Origin of the sequence: Agromyces neolithicus (assembly GCF_039529735.1) — a bacterium.
GTDB lineage: Bacteria > Actinomycetota > Actinomycetes > Actinomycetales > Microbacteriaceae > Agromyces > Agromyces neolithicus.
Genome location: NZ_BAAANJ010000011.1, coordinates 12,020 through 28,922 on the forward strand (window position 1 = coordinate 12,020; position 16,903 = coordinate 28,922).

General features: G+C 67.3%; 14 protein-coding genes and 1 pseudogene. 3 read left to right on the forward strand and 12 right to left on the reverse strand.

Annotated features, from left to right (window positions below):
* Positions 1–18 precede the first annotated feature (18 nt).
* The 3 genes from ABD164_RS13560 to ABD164_RS13570 form a co-directional block, all read right to left on the reverse strand.
* On the reverse strand, positions 19–1,611 hold the full coding sequence (locus ABD164_RS13560) for an ABC transporter substrate-binding protein (RefSeq protein ID WP_344296828.1): 1,593 nt from the start codon (positions 1,609–1,611) through the stop codon (positions 19–21).
* A 67-nt stretch (positions 1,612–1,678) separates the two neighbouring features.
* Positions 1,679–3,058, reverse strand: coding sequence for a serine hydrolase domain-containing protein (locus tag ABD164_RS13565; protein WP_344296829.1), 1,380 nt, complete (start codon positions 3,056–3,058; stop codon positions 1,679–1,681).
* A 319-nt stretch (positions 3,059–3,377) separates the two neighbouring features.
* Positions 3,378–3,959, reverse strand: coding sequence for a TetR family transcriptional regulator (locus ABD164_RS13570; protein WP_344296831.1), 582 nt, complete (start codon positions 3,957–3,959; stop codon positions 3,378–3,380).
* A 54-nt stretch (positions 3,960–4,013) separates the two neighbouring features.
* Between ABD164_RS13570 and ABD164_RS13575 the strand changes: the two genes are divergently transcribed.
* Positions 4,014–4,817, forward strand: a complete 804-nt coding sequence (locus ABD164_RS13575) for an SDR family NAD(P)-dependent oxidoreductase (RefSeq protein ID WP_344296833.1) — start codon at positions 4,014–4,016, stop codon at positions 4,815–4,817.
* Positions 4,818–5,011: 194 nt separating this feature from the next.
* Here the strand turns inward: ABD164_RS13575 and ABD164_RS13580 are convergent, their stop codons facing one another.
* The 4 genes from ABD164_RS13580 to lysA all read right to left on the reverse strand — a co-directional run bounded on the left by ABD164_RS13580 (position 5,012) and on the right by lysA (position 9,094).
* Positions 5,012–5,818, reverse strand: coding sequence for an amino acid ABC transporter ATP-binding protein (locus ABD164_RS13580; protein ID WP_344296834.1), 807 nt, complete (start codon positions 5,816–5,818; stop codon positions 5,012–5,014).
* Positions 5,815–6,792 carry an amino acid ABC transporter permease gene (locus tag ABD164_RS13585; protein WP_344296835.1) on the reverse strand — a complete coding sequence of 326 codons (978 nt, stop codon included), beginning with the start codon at positions 6,790–6,792 and terminating at the stop codon, positions 5,815–5,817. Before ABD164_RS13585 ends, ABD164_RS13580 begins: the two co-directional genes overlap by 4 nt.
* A complete protein-coding gene (locus ABD164_RS13590) occupies positions 6,789–7,721 on the reverse strand; it encodes an ABC transporter substrate-binding protein (protein WP_344296836.1) in 933 nt (310 codons plus the stop codon). The genes ABD164_RS13585 and ABD164_RS13590 overlap by 4 nt, the downstream gene beginning before the upstream one ends.
* A 62-nt stretch (positions 7,722–7,783) precedes the next feature.
* Entirely contained in the window at positions 7,784–9,094 is a 1,311-nt protein-coding gene (lysA, locus tag ABD164_RS13595) for a diaminopimelate decarboxylase (protein WP_344296837.1), read from the reverse strand.
* A 147-nt stretch (positions 9,095–9,241) separates the two neighbouring features.
* Between lysA and ABD164_RS13600 the strand changes: the two genes are divergently transcribed.
* Positions 9,242–10,795 (forward strand): PucR family transcriptional regulator, encoded by a 1,554-nt coding sequence (locus ABD164_RS13600; RefSeq protein ID WP_344296838.1) that lies wholly within the window; start codon positions 9,242–9,244, stop codon positions 10,793–10,795.
* A 22-nt stretch (positions 10,796–10,817) separates the two neighbouring features.
* Here ABD164_RS13600 and ABD164_RS13605 read toward each other — a convergent pair whose 3' ends face one another.
* Genes ABD164_RS13605 through ABD164_RS13620 form a run of 4 tightly spaced genes read right to left on the reverse strand, consistent with a single transcriptional unit; the run spans position 10,818 to position 14,300 of the window.
* Positions 10,818–11,471, reverse strand: coding sequence for a response regulator (locus ABD164_RS13605; RefSeq protein ID WP_344296839.1), 654 nt, complete (start codon positions 11,469–11,471; stop codon positions 10,818–10,820).
* A complete protein-coding gene (locus tag ABD164_RS13610; RefSeq protein ID WP_344296840.1) occupies positions 11,468–12,694 on the reverse strand; it encodes a sensor histidine kinase in 1,227 nt (408 codons plus the stop codon). The genes ABD164_RS13605 and ABD164_RS13610 overlap by 4 nt, the downstream gene beginning before the upstream one ends.
* Positions 12,695–12,735: 41 nt before the next feature.
* Positions 12,736–13,542 (reverse strand): hypothetical protein, encoded by an 807-nt coding sequence (locus ABD164_RS13615; protein WP_344296841.1) that lies wholly within the window; start codon positions 13,540–13,542, stop codon positions 12,736–12,738.
* Positions 13,543–13,565: 23 nt separating this feature from the next.
* On the reverse strand, positions 13,566–14,300 hold the full coding sequence (locus ABD164_RS13620) for an ABC transporter ATP-binding protein (RefSeq protein ID WP_344296842.1): 735 nt from the start codon (positions 14,298–14,300) through the stop codon (positions 13,566–13,568).
* 101 nt (positions 14,301–14,401) lie between these two features.
* Here ABD164_RS13620 and ABD164_RS13625 point away from each other — a divergent pair, with 101 nt between their 5' ends.
* Positions 14,402–15,394, forward strand: a complete 993-nt coding sequence (locus ABD164_RS13625; RefSeq protein WP_344296843.1) for a serine hydrolase domain-containing protein — start codon at positions 14,402–14,404, stop codon at positions 15,392–15,394.
* Positions 15,395–15,548: 154 nt separating this feature from the next.
* On the opposite strand, the pseudogene ABD164_RS13630 reads toward ABD164_RS13625, so the two are convergent.
* Positions 15,549–16,802, reverse strand: a pseudogene (locus ABD164_RS13630) (D-arabinono-1,4-lactone oxidase).
* Positions 16,803–16,903: the final 101 nt, after the last annotated feature.

Below are 16,903 nucleotides of genomic sequence, written 5' to 3' on the forward strand. Positions count from 1 at the left end.
CGCGATTCGGCCCGAGGGTCAGCTGACCATACGGATGCTGGTCGGAACGATCGAGCCGATGTTCTCGAACTCGGCGCCCTTGGCGTAGGTCTTCACCAGGTTGTTGGCGAAGGGCACAAGGTCGGCGGCCGAGAAGAGCGCAGCTTCGGCTTCAGCCCAGGTCGGGCATCCGTCGGAGCCGTTCATGGCCATGGCCTCCTCCATGAGCGCCGCGTAGTCGTCGTTCTGGATGTTCGAGAAGTTGGTGCCCTCAGGCGCGCTCGGTCCTGAGATGAACCCGATGACCTGGTCGGGGGTGTTCACGTTCAGCGGCACCCAACCGATGTCCCAGGCACCGGTGCCGAACAGCGCACCGGTGAGCGTCGACTCGTCCTGCCCTTGCGCGGTGACCTCTGCGCCGATCGCCTGCCACTGCGTGATCGCCAGTTCCGCAGCGGCGGTGCCGCCACTGCCCAGGTTGGTGCTGTACAGGAACGTCAGGCTCAACTTCTGGCCGTCCTTGGCTCGAACTCCGTCGCTGCCGGCCAGCCAGCCCGCCGTGTCGAGGGCGGCCTTGGCAGCATCGACGTCGGTCTCTGGCACGTTGCCCGTGACCGAGTCGAACGTGCATCCGGCCGGAGGGCTCACTGCCAGGGCAGTGGCTGGTTCACCCTTGCCCGATGTGGCGACCTTCTGCAGTTCGGCCAGGTCGAGCGCCTGGGTCAGTGCCATGCGCACGGCGGGGTCGCTCGTGGGGTGGCCCTCGTTGTGGTTGTACCATTGTTCGCCGACGATCGTGGTGATCTTGGTGGCGAACAGCCCGGCCTGATCGAGACGCTCCGTGTCAGGACCGATCACGGTTGCGGCACTGATCTCGCCCGAGAGCAGCAGGTTCGCAGCGGTGGTCTCGTTGGGGATGATGCGCACATTCACGACTGCGGGAACTCCCTTCTCGGCGGTGGTCGCGCCGTCGGGACCCCACGTGTAGTCGCCGCGCACCGTGTACGTGTAATGGTCGTTCGGCACGGCCTCGGTCAACTCGTACGGGCCCGACCCGATGGTGCCCGCCGCGAGGTCCGAGCGATCTGCGAGGCCGGCCTCGCAGACCATCGGCACGCTGGCCAGACCGGTGAGCAGGAACGGCGCCGGACTCGCGAGCGTCAGCGTCAGCGTGTCACCCTCAGCGGCGGCGGTGACCCCTCCGGGTAGGAAGGCGCCGAGGAACGGGCTCTGGTTCTCTGGGTCCGAGATCCAAGCGATGTTCTCGGCCGCGGTCTTCGCGGTGAATTCCGAGCCATCCGAGCAGGTTACGCCCTCAGTCAGCGTGAACGTCGCTGTGGTGCCGTCGACCTCCCACTCCGTTGCCAGCTGCGAGCCGATCGTGCCCTCCTCGTCGACGCTGACCAGGGTGTCGTAGGCGAACTGCGTCAGTTGGAACAGGCTGGTGACTGCGGATGCCTGCGGATCGAGAGTGCCGGGGTCGCTCACGATCGCGAGCGTGAAGGTGCCTCCTTCGACGACATCGCCGTCGCCGGCGCCGGAACTCGGGCTGGTGCATGCGGATAGTGCGATGACCGCGGCGGTGGCCGTGGCGGCGAGAATGACACGAGCCGGCTTCGTGATGAATGCCATTTCCGTTCCCCTCTGGTGCATTTGATGGTGCGCGAATGTGGAGGTGTGCTGTTGGTGCTGGTCGGGATCAGGCGCTGCGCGCCACCGCCCGGCCGTAGTGGAGGTACTTGCGCTTGCCGCCCCCGGCGTCGCCGAGGAATGCGTAGACGGGGTGCAGGCCCGAGGTGGCCTCGAGCTGGATGAGGGAGTCGGTGTTGAAGCCGACGAGCTCGTCGCGGCTGGGCTTCTCACCCATTTCGGCGACAGCTTCCGACGGGATGCGGTCGAGCCAGATACGACCGTCAGCATCGACGCTGACGTTCATCTCGAAGATGCTGCTGGCGTAGCTGCCGACGAGTCCATCGATCTCCACGGCGATGGGCTCCGCCGGGGGCAGCGGGAAGGTAGGAAGCTCGGCACCCGCTACCCCGCGCAGCAGCGGCCGGACCACATCGTCGAACAACCCGAAGACGTCGCCGCCGTTGGTCAGCAGCACGACGGCCAGGCCTGCTTCGGGCACAATGCGCAGGAACGCAGCCTGGCCGATGGTGGTGCCGTCATGACCGATCACGACGGGGCTCTCGGTCGAGACGACCTCCCAGCCAAGCCCCCAGGCGGCGGGCATGCCGACCAGCACGGGCAGGTGAACCTGCGGTTCGCGCATCTCCCGAGCGGATGCCTCGGACAGCACGCGTGTGCCGTCGGCGCCGACCCCGGCATCCAGATGCATCCGCGCGAAGCCGAGCAGTTCGCCCGCCGTCATCGCGAGCATCGATCCCGCGGGCTCATTGCTGCGCGCAGACGCCCAGAACGGTGCCGGAACCACCTCGTCGCCCTCGCCCAGGTGACCCATCGCCGCGCGGAACTGGATCGCCTCATAGGGGCTCGGTGAGACGTGATCGAATCCGAGTGGACCAGCGATGCGCTCGAGCAGGACGGCTTCCCAGGTCGAATCGCGAAGCACCTCCACCAGGCGGCCGAGCACGATGTACGCGACATTGTTGTACGAGAACAGTTCGCCCGGTGGAAACAGCTGAGGGAGACCGGCGACCTGCTCGACGAACTTCTCGATGGCGTCGTCACCGCGGCCGGTGTCGGTGAATACGTCGCCCTCGAAGCCGCCTTGGTGGCTGAGCAGTTGCCTCGTCGTGATGCTGGCCGCGGACGCTTCGTCGAGGAGTCGGAACTCGGGGAGGTACTGCTGGATCGGAGCATCGAGATCGAGCAGCCCGTCATCGACCAGCTGCATCACGAGCGTCGCAGTCCAGACCTTGGTGATCGAACCGATCTGGAACACCGTGTCGGTCGTGGTCTCGACCCGCGTGTCCAGCGAGAGCACACCCGCGGCGGCCTCGATGATCTCGCCGTCCTTGAGCACGGCGATGGCGCTCCCCGGAACTCCGCGCTTGGCGACGGAGGCTGCGAACTCGGCTTTGAGAAAGGCGTCGATGCCCTCGATGGTTTGCATTCCATCACAATATGCAAGCGATTCGAAGCGTCATTCATGCAGATGCACAACGGCAGAGCCTGGCAACTGTCCGATCGGACAACGACTTCGTTTTCGCGTAGATATCAGACGGAGCGAGACGGATTCCGCATTCCACCTGTGGAGTCGGTATGTGGTGGCGTCCCGTGATCGCTCCGCGGCGGAACCGCGTGCCTGGCTGGGGCATACCCCAATTAGGCGTCAGAATTGTGTTGGGGTGGCCTGTGGATTGCGCTGCTCCGTGGCGGTTCTCTGTGTTCGAACGATGTCGCTCGCGGCCTGGTGGTCGTCCTGGGCGTTGTCATCGACGCACGGCTGCTACTGCCTGGTCGTAGAGATCTCCGAGCTCGGCCTCGCCACTGCTACGCAACCACGCTCGTGATGCTGCGTCGAGGCAGGAGAGTGCGGATGCGACGATTGCGTGAGCTTGCAGGTCGCGGTCGCCACCGGAAGGCAGCCGTGCCGCGATCAGTGGAACGAGCAGTTCTTGCCATCGCAGACGCTTCTCGACGTGTCGGGCCAGCAGTGAGGGGGTGTCGAAGAGCATGCGCCCCAAGGCGAGGGTTGACTGTTTGTCCAGCGCCGAAATCTCCTGCGCTTCGTGGAACGCTGCGCGGATGGCATCCCAGGGCTCTTCCTGCGCCGGCCGGCGGGCCAGGGCTTCGGCGATGGCGACACCACGGGAGACGAGGTCCCCCAGAACCACGTCCTCCTTCGTTCCGAAGTATCGGAAGAACGATCGCCTGGAAACCCCCACCTGCTCGAGGATCTGGTCGATCGTGGTCGCGTCGAATCCTTGCCGAAGGAACAGATCGATCGCGGTCTGCGTGATCTCCTCACGGACCGCTTCGCGCTGCCGGTCCCATGCTGTCGTCTTGACCATGCTCCCATTCTAACAACTTGGCACTGAGGCGCAAGTAGCCTAGTGTGCCAAAGTATGACCTTTTCTTATTCCTCCCAGACCGTTCTCATCACAGGCGCCAGCTCCGGCATCGGGCTGCAGTTCGCCCACGCTCTCGCTGCGCGCGGGTCCTCGCTCGTACTCGTCGCGCGTCGACGAGATCGCTTGGACAGCCTCGCGGCCGAACTCCGGCTCGACCACGGCGTCACTGTCGACGTCCTGTCCGCAGACCTGTCATCGCCCACCGCCGCCGCAGACGTCCGAGCGGGCATCGACGCACTGGGAGTCACCGTCACCAGCTTGATCAACAACGCCGGCTTTGGAACCTTCGGGCCCTTCGCCAATGAGGATCCCAGCCGTTTGGGGCAAGAAATCGCCGTCGATGTCACGACCCCCGTGCAATTGACCGCCACCCTCCTTCCCGATCTGCTCACGGCAAGGAATGGACTGCTCATCAATGTGGCGAGCATGGCCGCCTACACCCCTACGCCACGGATGGCGGTCTATGGAGCTGCGAAAGCGTTCGTCCTCAGCTTCACCGAGTCACTCTGGGCCGAACTCAGCGGCTCCGGGGTAACCGTCTTCGCCCTATCGCCGGGTGCGACAAGCACCGAATTCAATGCCGTCGTGGGAACCGAGGACGCGACCGCCGGTGCCACCCCGCGAACCCCGACCGACGTCGTCACCACGGCACTGACACACCTCGAGTCAAAAAACCCGGGCCCGAGCGTCATCGACGGCACCGCCAACAAGTTCTCCGCCACCGCGCTCCGACTCGTGAGTCGCCGCAGCACAGCCCGGATGATGCACAGGATGACCGACCCCGCCCGCCGCCGCTGACCGATGATGCAGCCCTTGAAGACTGCCATCGTGACCGGTGCGACATCAGGCCTCTCGCGACAGACACGGCCGCGAACACCCCTCCATGATCCTCATCGGCATACCCGGTATCGACCAACACTTCCGCCACTATCCCCAGCCCTACAGCCGCCTCGGCTTCTCCCACCACTACCGGCGCGGGGCGCGACAGGCGCCTAACGCACGCTCTCCAGGAAGTTGCGTGTCCTCTGCCGCTGGGGGTGGTCGATGACGTCCTCGGGGCGGCCTGCCTCGACGATCACCCCGCCGTCGAGGAACACCACCTGGTCGGCGACGCCGCGGGCGAACCCGATCTCGTGTGTCACGACGATCATCGTCATGCCGTCGTTCGCGAGTTCGCGCATGACATCGAGCACGTCGCCGACGAGCTCGGGGTCGAGTGCCGACGTCGGCTCGTCGAAGAGCATGAGTTTCGGATCCATTGCGAGCGCCCGGGCGATCGCAACGCGCTGCTGCTGCCCGCCCGAGAGCTGCGCGGGGAAATGACCCGCGAAGTCCGCGAGGCCGACCCGGTCAAGGAGTTCCTTCGCCCGCGCCTTGGCCCGCAAGCGTGGCACGCCGGCGATGCCGACCGGAGCCTCGGTGATGTTCTCGAGCGCGGTCAGGTGCGGGAACAGGTTGAACCGCTGGAACACCATGCCGATGTTCCGCCGCTGCCGGGCGATCTGCTTCGGCGTCATCTCATGGATGTTGTGCCCGGCCTGGCGGTAGCCGATGAGGTCGCCGTCGACGATGATGCGACCGCCGTCGATGGTCTCGAGGTGGTTGATGCAGCGCAGCAGCGTGGACTTTCCGGAGCCCGACGGGCCGAGCAGCACGGTCACTGTCGCTTCGGGAACCGCGAGCGAGACGTCGCGGAGCACTTGGTGGGCGCCGAAGTTCTTGCGCACCCTGCGGATCTCGACGAGCGAGCGCGCGGATGCCTCGGCGATGCTGGGGCTGGCGGAAACGTTGATGCTCATACGACACCGACCGCCTTCGTCTCGGGCGCCGGCGCAGGGCCGGGCTGACGCTTCATGAATGCCCGGCGCATCCGCTGCAGTGGAGTCGGCGGCAGGTTGCGCGAACTCCCGCGCCCGAATCGCCGCTCGAGGTAATACTGCGGAATCGAGAGCACGCTCGTCATGAGCAGGTACCAGAGACTCGCGACGATGAGCAGTTCCACCTGCTTGAGGTTCTGCGAGGAGATCATCGAGGCCTGCGTGTAGACCTCGAGCACGGCGATCACCGACAGCAGCGAGGTGTTCTTCAGCATCGAGATCGTCTCGTTGCCCATCGGAGGAATGATGACCCGCATCGCTTGGGGCAGCAGCACGCGGCGGAAGGTGTACAGCGGCGACATTCCGAGTGAGTACGCCGCCTCGCGCTGCCCCTCATCGACCGAGATCATGCCCGCGCGCACGATCTCCGACGAGTATGCGGCCTGGTTCAGGGTCAGGGCGAGCAGGCCGGCAACCATCGCGCTGATGAGCTCGTTCGTGTTCACCTGCCAGAACACGACGTCGGTGAACGGGATGCCGAGGGTGAGCTTCGCGTACAGCAGGCCCAGGTATCCCCAGAGCACGATCTGCACGAGCAGTGGCGTGCCGCGGAAGACCCACACGTAGAACCAGGCGATCGTGGAGAGCACCGGGTTCGACGACAGCCGCATGGCCGCGACGACGATGGCGAGCAACGTCGAGACGACCATCGAGATGGCGGTGATGAACAGTGTCAGCCACACGCCCTCGAGGATGCGCGGGTCGAAGACGAACTCGCCGACTGCCGCGAAGTCGATGTTCGGGTTCGTCAGCACCGAGTGCAGGAAGGCGAAGACGAGGAGCAGCACTACGGCGGCGCTGATCCAGCGCCACGGCCGCCGCAGCGGGATCGCACTGACGTCGTCGTCCGTGGCATCCCGAGCAAGCTCGACGTCGGCGGCCTGCACCGTCGTCATTGCACCGTCCCCTGGTTCACCTCGGCCGAGTCGACCGCATAGGGGGCGAGGTCGTTGCGCTCGAGCACCTTCTGGTAGCTGCCCTCGTCCATGAGCGCCTGCAGGGCCTGGCGGATCACCTCGATGAGCTCAGTCTCTTCCTTCAGGATGCCGATGCCGCTGTACACCGGATTGAATCCAGAGGGGTTTTCAGGGTCGCGCACCACATCGAACGCCTCACCGTCTTCGGTGTGCGCCGCGACATACTCGGCGACGTACCCGTCGGCGACGTAGGCGTCGCTCTTGCCGGCGCGCAAGGCCGTCTGCGCGTCGAGGTCGGAGGGCAGCTCGGTCACGACGACCGGGTCTGCACCGCAGTCCATCGCCCGCAGCAGCTCACCCTGGACCGTGGCCTTCTGCACCGAGACGGTCTTGCCGCAGAGATCATGCTGCGTGGCGACGCCGTTCGGGTTGCCCGCCGCGACGAGAATCGCGAAGCCGCCGTGCGTGTAGTCGACGAAGGTCAGGGTCTCCTGGCGTTCGGGGGTGTCGTTCATGCCGCTCATGATGATGTCGTTCTTGTCGGCCTGCAGCGACGGAATGATCGAGTCGAACGCCTGCTTGTTGAGCGACACGTCGATGCCGAGCTTCTGCCCGAGCAGGCGCCCGAGTTCAGGGTCGAAACCGATCACCCGGTTGTTCTCGTCGTACATCGCCATCGGCGGGTACGGAACGTCGATCGCGACATCGATACGGCCCTTCTCGACGATATCGTCCGGCAATAGTTCGGTGAGCGCCGGGTCGACCGTCGTCGAGACCTCGTCGCCGGCCGGCAGGTTCGCGTCGGCGGCGGCCTCAGCGCCGGAGTCGCCGGCCCCGGAGCATCCGGAGAGCGCCAAGGCGACGACGACCGCCGTCGCGCCGAACAGAGTGGTGGTGCGTGTGATCATCGGTGACTTCCTTGTCGTCGAGGGTGGATCGGGGCCGGGGTGATCGAGGCGGTCGGGCGCCGTCAGATGAGCACGTCGGCCATGGCCGGCGCATGCGTGGCAAGCAGGTCGTGGTAGGTTTCGCGGCGCGTCACGAGTCGGGCTTCCCCTTCCCTGGCGAAGACGATCGCCGGCTTCAGCGCACCGTTGTAGTTGTTCGACATCGTGTACGCATACGCGCCGGTCGCGGGCATCACGACGAGGTCGCCGACGCGGGCGGGCGGCATCCGGACGCCGTCGACGAGCAGGTCGCCCGACTCGCACTGGCGACCGACGAGCTGGGCCGTCTCCGTCCAGGGCTCGAGCAGGCGGTCGGCGATGATCGCCTCGTAGCGCTGCTGGGTGAGCGCGATGTCCATCTGGTCGGCAAGCCCGCCGTCGACGGCGACGAAGGTGCGCCCGGTGCGTTTCACCGTCGTGACGCGGTAGAGCGTGACGCCCGCGCGGGCGACGATCGCGCGGCCCGGCTCGATCAGGAGCCGCGCGTCGGCGGGCAGGTGGGCCTGCGCGGCCGCGACGATCGCATCGAGATATGACTCGACGCTCGGCGCCTCCTCCGCGTAGGTGTAGCTGACTCCGAGCCCGCCGCCCACGTCGTAGGTGCCGAACGTGCCGACCGTCGAGATCTTCGCCACGGCCTCAGCGAACTGGGCGGTGTCGAGAATCTGCGACCCGATATGCAGGTGCACGCCCTCGAACACCATGAGCGGGTGCGCCTGCATGCGGGTGATCGCGCGCATTGCCTGGTCGATCGGCAGGCCGAATTTCGAGTTCAGGCCCCCAGTCGCCTGCGAGGCGTGCGTTGTCGCCTCGACACCGGGGATGACTCGTAGGAGCAGCTTCTGCGGGCGATCGAGCAGCCGCTCGAGTCGATCGAGCTCGTCATCGTTGTCGACGATGATCGTGCCGATGCCGACATCGAGCGCCATCCGAAGCTCGACGTCGGTCTTTGCGTTGCCGTGGAAGTACAGCCGGTCGGGGTCGACGCCCGCGGCGAGAGCCATCCGCAGCTCACCACCGCCGGCGACGTCAACGGCGATTCCCTCCTCCTGCGCAATGCGGTACATACCGACGGCGGGCAGGGACTTCGAGGCGAAGAGCACGTCGGAGTTCGGCCAGCGCGCGCGCAATCCGTCGACGAAGCGGCGGATCTGGCGGCGCAGTCCCGCCTCGTCGTAGACGTGCAAGGGGGTGCCGAAGCGCTCGGCGAGTTCGGTGACGGCGACCCCGCCGATCTCGAGCACGCCGTCGGCGTTCGCCGCCGCGTCCTCCGGCAGGATCCGCCAGAGTTCGCCGAGGCGGGTTCCGTCGGGTGCGGGCCGGGTCGCAGTCATCGTTCCTCCTTGTGCGCGGCGCCTTCGTCGTCGCCGGTGGCCAGCCTAGGAAGATCGTGGTCGCAATTGGTTGGTCATATCGGATAACTTTGCACAATGAGTGCAGGGAATTCTCCAATAGGGCTGGGGCGCACGTACGGCCCGCGGATGACCCTCGCCGAGCTCGTCGAACAGCTCGGGCCGCACACGGTCACCGCGATCGGGCTGTCCGACTCCAGCCCTGCGGTCACCGGAACCGAGCTCCTCGATATCGTCGATGAGGTTCCGGATGCGCCGGGCACGCTGTTGCTCGCCCCCTCGACCGCTTCGCTCAGCACCGCCCGGCTCGCCGCCCTCGCCGCGAGCGCATCCGAGCGCGGCGCGGCGGGCCTGGCAGTGAAGGGCAGCGCGGAGCGGGTGCCGGCGCTCGCGGCGATCGCCGAGTCCACCGGCCTGCCGCTGCTGCGCGTAGCCGACCGCATCAGCTGGCGGCTCCTCGACGCCCAGCTCACCCACCTGCTTGGCGAGGCGGACGCTCCACTCGCCGGCCCACAGGATCGGAGCGCCGAGCCGCTCTTCGCCCTGGTGAACGAGCTCGCCGAGTTCTTCGGCGGCTCAGTCGCGATCGAAGACCTCAGCCGCAACATCCTCGCGTACTCCTCGGTGCCCGGCCAGCTCATCGACTCGCTGCGCACCCACGGGATCCTCGCCCGGCACGTGCCCGTCTCGCCCTACAACGACGACCAATACCGCACGGTGTTGCGCTCCGACCGGCCGATCAAGTACCCGCGCCTCGGCGACGAGGAGCCGCGCGTAGCGTTCGCTGTTCGGGCGGGCGCCATGCCGTTGGGCACCATCTGGGCGATCGACGCCTCCGGCGACGATCCGGTCACACCCGAGCAGGAGGCACGGATGCGTCGAGCCAGCGCCCTCGCGAGCGCACACCTGCTCGACGACCTGCGGGTGCACGCCACGAACCAGCGCCCCCGGGAGGACCGGCTACGCCGCCTACTCACCGGCATCGACCTCATTGGCACCGAGTTCGCCGAACTCGGCATCGAGGAGGAACGCGGTGCCGCACTGCTCGGCTTCGCCCTGCCCGGGTCGGGACCGACCGCCGTCGCCCAGCTGCGCTCCATCGTCATCCGGCACCTCGTGCTGCATCGTCCTGACGCCGTGTCCGTGGCCCACCGCGGACGGGTCTACACCCTCTTCGCCGCGAGCACCGTCGACGAAGCGGTTGTCGCGGCCGAGCCGCTGCTCCCGCTCGTCGACCGCTTGGTCGGCGAGGGCATACGAGTCGCCGTGGTGGGACCGACGCATCGCTCGGGCGACGTCGCGGGCACCCGCGAGCTCGCCGACCGCCTGCTCGAGGCGGCCATGCGAAGCACCGACCCGCAGATGCCGCGCATCGCCACTGCCGTGAACCTCCGTCCGCAACTCATCGTCGATCGGGCGGCCGAGCTCTTCGCCGCCGAGGAACTGCGCGACCCGGCGCTCGACGCGCTCAAAGACGCCGAGGGAACGAAACCGATCGCCGAGACCCTGCTCGTCTGGCTCGAGTGCTTCGGCAACATCGCACAGACCGCCGAGCACCTCGGCGTGCACGAGAACACCGTGCGGCATCGGCTTCAGCGTGCTCGGGCGGCACATGGCATCCGACTCGAGCATTCCGACGAACGGCTCGCGGCATGGCTGCAATTGCGCGCCGACGCCCGCTGAGCGTGCTGCGAGCCGTCGAACCTTATGACGCGAGCCCGTTGCGGAACGCCCACACGGCAGCCTGAAGGCGGTCGCGAGCGCCGATCTTGCCGAGCAGCCCGGCGAGGTGGTACTTCACGGTCGTGGGCTCGATGAACAGCCGAGCGGCGATCTCACGGTTCGACAATCCATCACTGAGCAGCACGAGGATCTCGACCTCGCGTGGCGTAAGCAACTCCGCAGCCGAAGCCCGCTCCTGCTCGGGGGTGGGCCGACGGCGCGCGAACTCCGTGATGACGCGCTGTGTGAGCCGGTGGTCGAGGGTTCCATCGCCGGCCGCGACCGAGCGGATCGCCGTGAGGATCGTCGCCTCGTCGGAACCCTTGAGCAGAAAGCCGGAAGCACCAGCCTCGAGAGCGCCGAACACGTAGTCGTCAAGATCGAACGTCGTCACGACGAGCACCCGCACGTCGTCGCCGAGGGTGGCGATGATACGCCGGGTGGCCTCGATACCGTCGCGGCCCGGCATCCGGATGTCCATGCACACCACATCGGGCCGCAACTCGGTCGCGAACTCCACCGCCTCGTACCCGTCGCGGGCCTCCCCCACGACCGTGAGGTCGCCCTCGGCTTCGAGCACGACCTTCAGGCCTGCACGCATGATGACCTGGTCGTCGGCGATGAGCACGCGGATCATTCATCTCCTCCTTCGAGCACGGGTTCAGCGGTAGGGTCTGGCAGCGGCAGCACCAGCTCGTTGCGCCAGCCACCTTTCGCCTGCGGCCCCGCCTGAACCGTGCCGCCGACCAGGGCAGCGCGTTCGCGCATGCCCACGAGTCCATGCCCGCCGGATGCCACGACGCCACGCTCGCCCGTCGGGCTCGCGTCGTTCGACACCGAGAGGCGCACGTGCGCAGCGGTGAACTCGATGCGCACCGCGCCTCGGGAGCCAGGCGCATACTTGGCCGCATTCGCAAGGGACTCCTGCACCATACGGTAGGCCGCGAGCTCTGCCACCGGCCCCAGCGGGACCTGCGGGCCCTCGACGCTGAGGTCGACCTCGGTTCCTCGAGCCCTGACATCATCGATGAGCGCCGGGATCCCGTCGATCGACGGCACGGGCGCGAGCGCTGCCACATCATCGACGCGGAGCAGGCCGACCGTCTGGCGCACGTTGTCGAGCGCCGTGCGGGCCTCGTCGCCGACCGTCTTCAGGTAGGCCCGCGCGCGCACGGGATCGACGTCGATCAGCGAACCGGCGGCCTGGGCGCTCACGATGATGCCCGTGAGGTGGTGCGCGGCGATGTCGTGCAGCTCGCGCGCTATGAGCCCACGCTCCCGCTGCACCGCCTCGGCCGCGGCCCGGCCCCGTTCCGTTTCGGCGAGCTCGGCCCGCTCCCGCAGCGCGACGACGAGTCGCGCCCGGGCGATGACGAGCTCGGCGGTCACCGCGGGAATCCCGAACATGAGCGCCGCCCGCGCAAACGCGAGCGGCACTCTCCATTCGGCGGAGATCCCCTCACCGGAGCTCAGCGTCACGAGTGCGATGACCGCCGAGACAAGGCATCCGGCCACCAGCCAGCCGTACGCCTGCGGGGCCGGCCTCGACCGCCGCAGCGCATACACCGCGATCATGACCGCGAAGGTTCCGACGCTGAGCTCGCCCGTCGAGATGACCAGCAGCAGCGCATCGATCATGATCGCCGCCGCGAAGGCGACGACCGGCATCCGGTACCTGATCAAGAGGGCGACCGCCTGCAAAGCGAGTCCGACCGACACCACCCAAGCCGGCACGGCTGTGCCGATCATTTCAGGCACGACGACCACGCCGATCACGTACCCGCCGGCGAGCGCCGCCGTCGCGATGACCGGCAGCGCCCGCCAGAGGCCGGCGACTCGGCCCTGCAGGGCGTGGTCCATGGTGTCCATTCTGCTCATGAAACGGATGTCGCGTCGGGACCTCAGAAGTCTCGGCGCCGCAGCGCGACCCACGCGGCCGTCAGCGCCGCCCCGACGATCGCGACGAACGCGACCAGAGCGATCACCGGCGAGAGCACCGCCCCTGACCCGGGATCAGCCAAGCTCGCCTGCGCAAGGGCCAGCGGAAGGAACTGCGCCCAGATGGGCGCCCCGCCCACGATCTGCAGCACCGCGTGCATGATCGGCTCGATGACCACGAGCCCGATCAGGATGAGGAACCCAGCCAGCTGGCTGCGTACGAGCACGCCGATCGCCAGACCGAGCAGCCCGAGCAGGATGAGCACGGCGATGCCTCGGCTCATTTCGCTCAGCACATCACCCCACCCGAGTGCAAGGTCGACGCCGGATGCGATCGTCGAGGCGAGCAGCACGCCGACGCTCACGATCGCGTAGGCAACGGCCGTCGCCGCGGTGACCACCACCGTCGCCGAGATCTTGCCACCGAGGATCCGGCCCCGTCGGGGGGAGGCGAGGGCCGCCCCGACGATGCCGCCGAACCGGTAGTCGGTCGTCGCGGCGAGCACCCCGATCGCGAGCACCGCGATCACCGAGAAGCCGAGCGAGCCGGCGCTGGCGCCACCGCCGAGCAGGCTCAGCGCGGAGTACTGGAACTCGAACGATGCGCGATCGAACACGCCGCCCAGTTCGGCGGCGATCCCGGGTTCGCCGTCGATCACGATCGCCCCGCTTGAGAGCGCAGGGAGCAACCAGACGAACACGAGCTGTGTCGTGAGCAGCCCGAGGACGCCGACGGCGGCCGCCACCTTCGTCGCTCCGACGGTGGTCATCTTCAGAAGTTCGGCACGGAACATCAGCGCACCTCCATGGCGGTTGCAGTGAGATCGAGGTAGAAGGATTCGAGGTCGCCGCCGTACGCGGCGGTGAGGCTGGCGAGGTCACCGGATGCCACGACACGACCGTGCGCGATGACGATCGCATCGTCGGCGACGTGCGCGATCTCGGCGAGCAGGTGCGACGAGACGAGCACGGCGCCGCCGTCGGCCGCGAACGCACGGAGCCGGTCGCGAAGCCACCGGATGCCCGTCGGGTCGAGGCCGTTCGCGGGTTCGTCGAGCACGAGGATCGACGGCTCCCCGAGCAGGGCCGCTGCCAGGGCGAGGCGCTGTCGCATTCCGAGCGAGTAGCCGCGGATCGGGCGATCGGCGGCCGGCGCCATCCCGGTCTCTGCGAGCACGCGGTCGACCTGGCCGTCCTCCACGCCCGCCATCGCCGCGGCGATACGCAGGTGCTGCCGGCCCGTCCTCGCGGGGTGGAGTCCCCCGGCGTCGAGCACGGCGCCGATCGTGCGAGCAGGGTGGTCGAGGTCTCGGAAGGGGACGCCGTCGATCAGTGCCTCTCCGGCGTCGGCACGGGCGAGCCCGAGGAGCATCCGCATCGTCGTCGTCTTCCCGGCGCCGTTCGGGCCGAGCAGCCCGACGACTCTGCCGTGCGGAACGGCGAGGCTCACGTCGTGCACGGCGACGACGTCCTGGTAGGACTTTCGCAGCCCCACGGCTGCGATGGCTGGTGTCGGTGAAGTGTTCATGACGATAGCTTCCGCCGACGACCCGGCCCGGCACCCCGGCCGGATGAACGGTCTCGGGACTGTCCGAATGGCGAGGGTGCGCGGCATCCGTTCGACCGAGCATGGAATCCATCACCACCGAAACCACAACGGAAGGACCGCCCGATGAGTTCCACGACTCCCTCGAGCCCGAACGGCGCCTCGAGCCCAACGCCGCCACACGCGCCACGGCCGCCGCAGCCGCCGCGATCGCGACAGGGGCCTGGTTCAGCCTTTCCGGCGCCGAGACCTCGAACGCCTCGCCAAACAGCGCCACCCAGCACGCCGTCGAAGGACTCGTCGAACGCGGGTTTCCCGCCGCGCTCGCCGCCGTCACGGCGACGGGCGGCAAGATCACCGGCTATGCCGCGGGGGTCGCTGATCGCGACACCGGCAAGGCGGCCGACGCCGACGGCTACGTGCGAATCGGAAGCAACACCAAGACCTACACGGTCGTGGTGGTGCTCCAGCTCGTGGAGGAGGGGCTCATCGAACTCGACGCACCGATCGACACCTACCTTCCTGGGCTCGTGCACGGCGAGGGCATCGACGGATCGGTGATCACCGTGGGCAGCTGCTGCAACACACCGCTGGGCTTCCCGAGTACACCGAAGCTCTGGCGGGCGACCTCGTCGGGGTTCCGGGACGTGTACACCTCGCCGCGCGATCTGCGCGACGCCGCACTTGAAACGCCCGGCCCCTTCGCCCCCGGCGAGCGCTGGGAATACATCAACACCGGGTACATCGTGCTCGGTCTACTCGTCGAGCGCGTCACGCAGCGTCCGCTGTTCGAGCAGGTGAACGAGCGCATCGTGGAGCGGCTCGGCCTCGAGGAGACGTACTTCCCGGGTGTCGGCGAGCGAAAGATCCGCGGCGAGCACCCGAAGGGATACCACACCGACGCCACCGGAAAGCTCGTCGGCATCTCGGCGCTCGACCCGTCGTGGGGCTGGTCGGCCGGTCAGGTCGTGCCCACACCCGCCGACCTCAACCGGTTCATGCGCGGCATCCGACGACGGCCGCGCTGCAACGGTCGCCGTCACCGCACTGCCGTGGACGATCATCGAAGACGGTGATCCGGATGCCGTACTCGAGTTTGCCCTGGCTGTGAACGCCGCCGTCGACCCCGAGTTTTGCGAGAAGTGACCCGGTAGCCCCGTCATCAGATCCGGGCCGGCTTCGCAACGGCCTGGGTCCTGATGGCGTTCCGCCGCGTCCGACTGTACGCCGTCACTCGAACAGCGGGCGCAATGAGTCGTTCAGGAACATGCCGTCGGGGTCGAGTTCACGCCGTACTCGAATGAAGTCGTCGAATCGCGGCAGCACCCGATGAAGCTGATCCCGTGTGAAGAGATGCAGCTTTCCCCAGTGGGGTCAAGCACTGAAGCGGAGCAGGGTGTCGTGTACCGCCTGCAGGTAGGGCTCGTAGGGCTTCCCCGGTTCTCCTGAGACGGAGATCACGAGGCTGCGTCGACCGTGGTTCGGCGAAAGGTAGGCCTCATCCGCTGCCGTCGATCGGACTTCGACGGGGTAGATCCCGAACTCCGGGAAGCGCTCGACGACGTCCAGGACGGCCTCGAACGCGTCCAAGCCGTCCTCGAAGTCAACCATGTACTCAAGCTCGTGGAAGTTCGGTGCACAGTACTGCGGGTACAGCCGGTACGGGCGCCCAATACGAGGCTCATGGTCGAGCACCTCTGGTTCTGCGAGATCGACGACGTCGCAGATCGTCACGCGGGAGAGGTTGGTGAGATCCACTCCAGCGGGTGCGTCGAAGTCGAAGAACTCATGCGAGTTCGCCGTCGGGTAGTAGTGGAAGGTGAAGTGGTGGGAGTTTTCGAAGCCTCGCCGCCACTGACTTCGAAGCTCATCCAGCGTCCAGTGCTCGACGCGCTCCCGTAGCTGATATGCGTCGCGAAGCGAAAGCGTCAATTCGGTGAACACACCGAGCATTCCCACCGAAACCTGCGCCGCCGCCAGCAGGTCGGGGGTCTTTTCGTCGATCACCAAGATGTCGCCGTTCGCCGTCGCGAGCCGAACCCCGAGCAACGATGCGGACATGTTCTGCAGTCGGAGGCCCGAACCGTGGGTGGCGGTCGCAATGGCGCCGGCGATCTGCTGCGCGTCGATGTCGCCTTGATTGCGAAGCGAGAGCCCGGCGTGCCACAGCGGATCACCCAGGTCGGCGATCCTCGTGCCCGGCAGAACCGTCGCCGTGCGAGCGGCAGGTTCGACCCGGGAAATGCCGGAGAACTCGGCGAGTTCGAGCAGCGTCCCGTTCGTCGTGCAGATAGGTCCGAAGCTGTGCCCCGAGGCCGCGACCCGCACCGAACGACCCGATCGACGGGCGTTGTCGAGGTGATGCACGACTTCGCTCTCCGACTTCGGTCGTACGATGGCGGCAGGTGCGCACTGCTGATTGCCGAACCAGTTCGTCCACCCCTGCTGCGAGGCTCGCGTCTCCGTTTCGCTCGTGCTGATCATGCAATACGCTCCAGTTCGCAACCCGGCTTCGTTGCAGGGCCTTCTTAAAGTCGGGGCGTCTGTGACTGTTGTCCGGCGTGGCTGCTGCTAACGAGGGGAAC